Source organism: Mycolicibacterium sp. XJ662 (genome assembly GCF_053484035.1).
The window spans coordinates 1-7,481 of record NZ_JBEFTL010000022.1 but is presented as its reverse complement, the minus strand read 5'-3'; the positions used below and the strand labels follow the sequence as shown (position 1 = coordinate 7,481).

At 68.6% G+C, this 7,481-nt stretch carries 1 protein-coding gene; it reads left to right on the top strand.

Annotation, left to right across the window (positions count from 1 at the left end):
* The coding region (locus ABQE93_RS26955) for a non-ribosomal peptide synthetase (protein ID WP_448411954.1) at positions 1-7,481 on the top strand (7,481 nt) is incomplete at both ends.

The following is a 7,481-nucleotide window of genomic DNA, read 5'->3' as shown; positions in this document are numbered from 1 at the left end:
CGTGCGCAACGGCGGCGGCGGTCTGACGCCGTCGGACATCGCCCCGGCGCGGTTGTCCCAGCAGCAGATCGACGAGCTGCAGGACCGCAATCCGATCGCTGACGTGCTGCCGCTGACCCCGCTGCAGCAGGGGCTGCTCTTTCACGCCAACACCGCACAAGCCAGCGATCTGTACGCCATGCAACTCGACATCGAGCTGAGCGGACCCCTTGACGTACAACGTCTTCGCGACGCCGTACAGACCGTGGTCACCCGGCATCCACATCTGGCGGCGCAGTTCAGCGAACAGTTCGATGAACCGGTCCAGGTCATCCCGGCCGATCCCGCCGTGCCATGGCGGTACGTCGAACTGGACGTCGACGGCGATGCCGCACAGCAGGTTTCGCGGACATCTGCTGACGAACGCGCCGCCGTCTGCCATCTCACCGATCAGCCCGCCTTCCGCGCCGCTCTCATCCGCGTCGCGCCCAACCGGCACAGGTTCCTGCTCACGACGCACCACATCGTGCTCGACGGCTGGTCGATGCCGATCCTGCTGCAGGAGATCTTCGCCGGCTTCAGCCGCCAGCGGCTACCCGCAGCCACCCCGTACCGCAGCTTCATCACCTGGTTGGCCGACCGCGATCGCGACGCCGCCCAAGCGGCCTGGCGCGAGGCGCTGGCCGGCTTCGACGCACCCACGCTGGTAGGCCCGGCCGGCCAGGTGGGGCAGGGACCCCGGGGCATCGAATCCTTCCAGGTCCCCGAAGACATCACGGCGGCCGTCGGCGAACTCGCGCGGTCATGTCAGACCACCGTCAACATCGTGTTGCAGAGCGCCTTCGCACGGTTGCTGTGTTCGCTGACCGGCCAGCACGATGTCGCCTTCGGTACAACGGTTTCGGGTCGGCCCACCGAAGTGCCGGGCGCCGAATCGATGGTGGGCCTACTGATCAACACGGTGCCCGTGCGGGCGACTTTCACCCCCGACACCACCGCCGAAGATCTGCTCGGGCAGCTGCAACGCGCCCATAACGACACCCTCGAGCACCAACACCTCGCGCTCAACGAGATCCACCACATCAGCGGTCAGGACCAACTCTTCGACACGCTTTTCGTGTTCGAGAACTATCCCATCGACAGCACCGCACGGTTGGACGTCGACGGAATCACCGTCGCCGACTTCAACTTCCGCGAAACCAACCACTACCCGCTGGCCGTGCAGGCCCTTCCGGGCCGCGAGATCGGGCTGCGCGTCGAGTACGACACCGAGGTGTTCGACACCGACAGCATCAGAGCGTTGATCGACCGGTTCACCCGGATTCTGGCGGCCATCACCGCCGACCCGGGCAGGCGGTTCTCCGCGGCCGACCTGCTCGACGGAGACGAGCGCACACGCCTCGCGGAATGGGGCGGCCAAGCGGCGTTGATCGCGCCGGAGATCGCCGCCGAGCCGATTCCCGCACTGTTCGCCGCCCAGGTCGCGCGCACCCCCGACGCGCCGGCGGTGACATTCGACGGTCAGTCGATGACGTACGCAAAACTCGACGAGGCCGCAAACCGGATGGCCCACGCGTTGGCCGGTCACGGTGCGCGACCCGGCGAAGTCGTGGCGCTGCTGCTTCCCCGGTCCGCCGACGCGATTGTGGCGATACTTGCCGTGCTGAAAACCGGCGCCGCCTACCTGCCGATCGACCCGGCGCTGCCGGTGGCGCGCATCGGCTTCATGCTGGCCGACGCCACGCCCATCGCCGCCATCACCACGGCCGAACTGGCGCCGCGGTTCGACGGCTTCGACGTGACCGTCATCGACGTCGGCAATGTCGAGCCCGCGCCTGTCGGTACGGCGCTGCCGGGTCCGACGGTCGATGACATCGCCTACATCATCTACACCTCGGGCACCACGGGCGTGCCGAAAGGTGTTGCTATACCTCACCGCAACGTGCCGGGCCTGTTTGGTGTGCTGGGTGCCGATCTGTCTTCTGGGCCGGGCCGGGTGTGGACACAGTGGCACTCTTACAGTTTCGACGTCTCGGTCTGGGAGATCTTCGGTGCGCTGTTGCACGGCGCGCGGCTGCTGGTGGTGTCCGAAGAGGTTGCCGCGTCACCGCAGGACTTCCACGCGCTGCTGGTCGCCGAAGGCGTCGACGTGTTGAGCCAAACTCCGTCGGCGGCGGGCATGCTCTCTGCCCAGGGGCTGGAGTCCGCGGCGCTGGTGGTGGCCGGTGAAGCCTGCCCGACCGAACTCGTCGACCGGTGGGCGGTGCCGGGGCGACTGATGATCAACGCGTACGGCCCGACCGAAGCCACGGTGTACGCCTCGATCAGCCGGCCCCTGACCGCGAACGCCGCCGACTCGGTCGTGCCGATCGGCGGGCCGGTGACCGGTGCGGCGCTGTTCGTGCTCGACGCCTGGTTGCGTCCGGTCCCGCCGGGCGCGGTGGGCGAGCTGTACCTGGCCGGCCGGGGTGTGGCAGTCGGATACGTGGGCCGCGCGGGTCTGACGTCATCGCGGTTCGTGGCTTGCCCGTTCGGGGAGCCCGGCACCCGCATGTACCGCACCGGTGACCTGGTGCGCTGGGGCGCCGACGGACAGGTGCAGTATCTGGGTCGCGCCGATGAGCAGGTCAAGATCCGCGGCTATCGCATCGAGCTCGGTGAAATCCAGGCCGCCCTGGCGGCTTTGGACGGTGTCGAGCAGGCCGTGGTGATCGCGCGCGAGGGCCGCCCCGGCGACAAGCACCTGGTCGGTTACATCACCGGCGCGGCCGATCCGGTCGTGGCGCGTGCCACGCTTGCCGAACGGCTTCCGGCCTACATGGTTCCGGCCGCGGTGGTGGCGATCGACGCGGTCCCGTTGACGGTCAACGGAAAACTCGACGTGCGCGCACTGCCGGCACCGGATTTCGCCGATGTCGATTCCTACCGGGCCCCGACCAACCCGACCGAGGAAATCCTCGCCGGCATCTACGGTTCCGTGCTCGGTGTCGAGCGGGTCGGCGTCGACGACTCGTTCTTCGACCTCGGTGGCGATTCGTTGTCGGCGATGCGTCTGGTGGCCGCGATCAACAAGACACTGGACGCCGGCGTCGCGGTGCGCGCGTTGTTCGAGGCGCCGACGGTGGCCCAACTGGCTCCCCGCATCGGCGCAGCAGGGTCGGCGTTGGCGCCGTTGACGGCTGCCGAGCGACCCGAGGTGGTTCCGCTGTCGTTCGCCCAGACCCGGTTGTGGTTCCTGGACCAATTGCAGGGCCCGTCCCCGGTTTACAATATGACGGCCGCATTCCGGGTTCGCGGCCCACTGGACGTCGACGCGTTGGGCGCCGCGCTCGCCGATGTCGTGACCCGCCACGAAGCGCTGCGCACCCTGTTCACCGCCCCCGCCGGCGTCCCACAGCAAGTGGTGGTCGACCCCGAGCACGCCGAGTTCGGCTGGGAGGTCGTCGACGCCGCCGACTGGACGGCGAGCCGGCTTCGTGAGGCCATCGACGCGGCGTCACGTTACGCGTTCGACCTGGCCACACAGATCCCGTTGCGGGCCAAGCTGTTCCGGCTATCCGATGAGGAACATGTGTTGGCGGCGGTGGTGCACCACATCGCCGCCGACGGGTGGTCGATGACGCCGCTGGTGGCCGATCTGGGGGTGGCGTACGCGGACCGCAGCGCCGGACAGGCGCCGGGGTGGGCGCCGTTGTCGGTGCAGTACGTGGACTACACGCTGTGGCAGCGTGCGCAGTTCGGTGATCTCGACGACGACGACAGCCGCATCGCCACCCAGCTGGCCTACTGGGAAGACACGCTGGCCGGGATGCCGGAACGCGTTGCGCTGCCGACCGATCGGCCCTACCCGCTGGTGGCCGATCAGCGCGGCGCCAAGGTCGCGGTGGACTGGCCTGCCGAGTTGCACGAGCAGATCACCCGGATCGCCCGTGAGCACAACGCGACCAGCTTCATGGTGCTGCAGGCGGCGCTTCTGACCGTGCTGTCCAAGCTCAGTGGAACTTCTGACGTGGCGGTGGGTTTCCCGATCGCCGGGCGGCGCGATCCGGCGCTCGACGAGCTGATCGGGTTCTTCGTCAACACGTTGGTGCTGCGGGTCGATCTGGCGGGTGATCCCACGGTGGCCGACGTGCTGGCTCAGGTGCGCGCGCGCAGCCTGTCGGCCTATGAACATCAGGACGTGCCGTTCGAGGTGCTTGTCGAGCGGCTCAACCCGACCCGGTCGCTGACCCATCACCCGCTGGTTCAGGTCGCGCTGGCGTGGCAGAACGTCGCAGGAAGCGACATCGACGACCCCACCGCCGAATTCGCGCTGGGCGACCTGCACGTGACCCCGATGCCGGTGGATGCTCACACCGCGCGAATGGATGTGAACTTCTCGCTGGCCGAACGCCGGACCGAGGCCGGTGAACCCGACGGCATCACCGGGACGGTGGAGTTCCGCACCGACGTCTTCGACCCGTCCACCATCGAGACGCTGATCACGCGGCTTCAACGGGTCCTGACGGCCATGGCATCCGACCCGACGGCACCGCTGTCGTCGGTGGACCTGCTCGACGAGGCCGAACACGCCCGGCTCGGCGAACTCGGCAACCTCGCGGCCGTGACGGCAACAGAGTCTGCCGCGTCATCGGTCACCGCCCTGTTCGCCGATCATGTGGCGCGTATCCCCGATGCGGTGGCGGTTACCTGCGGTGAACGTTCGCTGACCTACCGCGAGCTCGACGAAGCCGCGAACCGGTTGGCGCACAAGCTGGTTGCACTCGGCGCTGGGCCGGGGCAGTGCGTGGCGCTGCTGTTCAACCGGTCCGCCGAGGCGATCGTGGCCATGGTGGCGGTGCTCAAAGCGGGGGCGGCTTACCTGCCGATCGACGCGGCGGTACCCGCAGAGCGCATGGCGTTCATGATCACCGACGCCGGACCGGTCGTCGCGGTCACCACCGCCGAGCTAGCCGACCGGCTGGCCGGGCTGCCCGTACCGGTCCTCGACATCGGTGACATCGCGACGACCGCCGACAGCGAACCCGGTGCGGCGTTGCCGGGTCCGTCCCCAGACGACATCGCCTACCTGATCTACACCTCGGGGACCACCGGTGTGCCCAAGGGCGTGGCGATCACCCACCACAACGTGACCCAACTGCTGGAAACGCTCGATGCCGGGCTGCCGCCGGCGGGCGTATGGCCGCAATGCCATTCGTTGGCCTTCGACGTCTCGGTGTGGGAGGTCTTCGCGCCGCTGCTGCGTGGCGGGCGCGTGGTGGTGGTCTCCGAGGACATCGCGGGATCACCGGAAGACTTCCATGCCCTGCTGGTGCGCGAACAGGTCACTGTGCTCACCCAGACCCCCTCTGCGGTAAGGGTTCTGCCGCGCGAAGGTCTGGAATCGGCAGTGCTGGTCGTGGTCGGCGAAGCCTGTCCGCCCGAGGTGGTGGAGCAGTGGGCGCCCGGCCGGGTGATGATCAACGCCTACGGGCCGACCGAGACGACGATGTGCGTGGCGATCAGCGCACCGCTGACACCGGGGTTGGGCGTGCCGATCGGCAAGCCGGTTCCCGGTGCGGCGTTGTTCGTGCTCGACGAGTGGCTACGCCCGGTGCCCGAAGGCGTGATCGGCGAACTGTATGTCGGCGGCGACGGCGTCGGCGCCGGGTACGTGGGCCGGGCTGGGCTGACCGCGTCGCGGTTCGTGGCCTGCCCGTTCGGCGGTCCCGGTGTGGCCGGAAAACGTATGTACCGCACCGGTGATCTGGTGTACTGGCGCCCCGACGGTCAGCTGCAGTATCTGGGCCGCGCCGACGAGCAGGTCAAGATCCGCGGTTACCGCATCGAGCTGGGGGAGATCCAGGCCGCGCTGGCCGCGCTCGACGGCGTGGAGCAGGCGGCGGTGATCGCCCGCGAAGACCGCCCCGGTGACAAGCGGCTGGTCGGCTACATCACCGGCACCGCCGATCCGGCCGATCTGCGCGCCCAACTGGGTGAGCGGCTGCCCGCATACATGGTGCCCGTCGCGGTGGTGGTGCTGGACACGCTGCCGCTGACGGTCAACGGCAAGCTCGACACCCGCGCGCTGCCCGCACCCGACTACGGCGACGGTGACCGCTACCGGGCGCCCGCTACCGCTGTCGAAGAGGTGCTCGCCGGAATCTACGCCGAGACACTGGGTTTGGATCGAGTCGGCGTCGACGACTCGTTCTTCGATCTCGGCGGCGACAGCATTCTCTCGATGCAGGTGGTGGCCCGCGCCCGTGCCGCGGGTCTGGTGTGTCGCCCCCGCGATGTGTTCGTCGAGCAGACCGTGGCCCGGTTGGCCCGCGTCGCGGGCGTGTCGCACGCCGGTGGCCCCATCGACAACGGGGTCGGACCGGTGGCGGCCACCCCCATCATCCGGTGGCTGCAGAGCGTCGACGGTCCGGTCGACGAGTTCAACCAGACGGTACTGCTGCAAGCCCCCGCACAGACGACCGAAAGCGACGTGGTGGCGGTGCTGCAGGCACTGCTGGACCGCCACGCCATGCTGCGGCTGCACGTCGAGTACGACGCCGCCGGCGAATGGTCGTTGACTGTGCCGGAACCCGATTCGGTGAACGCCTCCGAGTGCGTGCATTCGGTGGACGCGTTGACCGATGACGCGTTGGCTGCGGCACGGTCGCGGTTGAACCCCGCGGACGGGGTGATGGTCAGTGCGCTGTGGGTGCCCGGTACGGGCGAACTGGCGTTGATCGTCCACCACCTGGCGGTCGACGGGGTGTCCTGGCGGATCCTGCTGGACGATCTCAACACGATCTGGGCCCAACATCGCAGCGGCCGGCAGGTGGCGTTGCCGCCGACGGGGACGTCGTTCGCGCGGTGGGCCGGGCTGCTCGCCGACCACGCCCGCCGTCCAGACGTGCTGCAGCTGGCCGAACGCTGGAAGAAGGTGGCGTCGACACCGACGGTTCTTCCCGCGACGCAGCCCGAGGTCGACACCTATGTGACTGCCGGGCGGTACACCGCCGAGCTGGATGCCGAAACCACCGCCATGCTGCTCGATGAGGTTCCCGCGGCGTTCCACGCGGGGACACAAGACATCCTGTTGATCGCGTTCGCGCTGGCGATCGCCGAGCTGTTGGCGGCCGGCGGTGCCCCGATCGCCATCGACGTCGAAGGCCATGGCCGCGACGAGGACCTGTCGGGTCCGGGCGCCAACGTGGACCTCTCGCGCACGGTGGGTTGGTTCACCGCCAAGTACCCCGTGGCACTGGTGACAGACCGGCTGTCCTGGACGCAGGTGGTGGCCGGTGACACGACGCTCGGCGCGGCGCTCAAGAACGCCAAGGAACAGCTTCGTTCCCTGCCCGACGGTCTGACCTACGGCCTGCTTCGCTACCTGAACCCCGAATCGGGACTCGACGCCGAAGATCCGACGATCGGGTTCAACTACCTTGGACGCCTTGGTGCTCCGGTAGGCGACGGAACCGGTGGCGCGTGGCGCGTCTCACCGAACGGGTTGTCGCTGACCGACG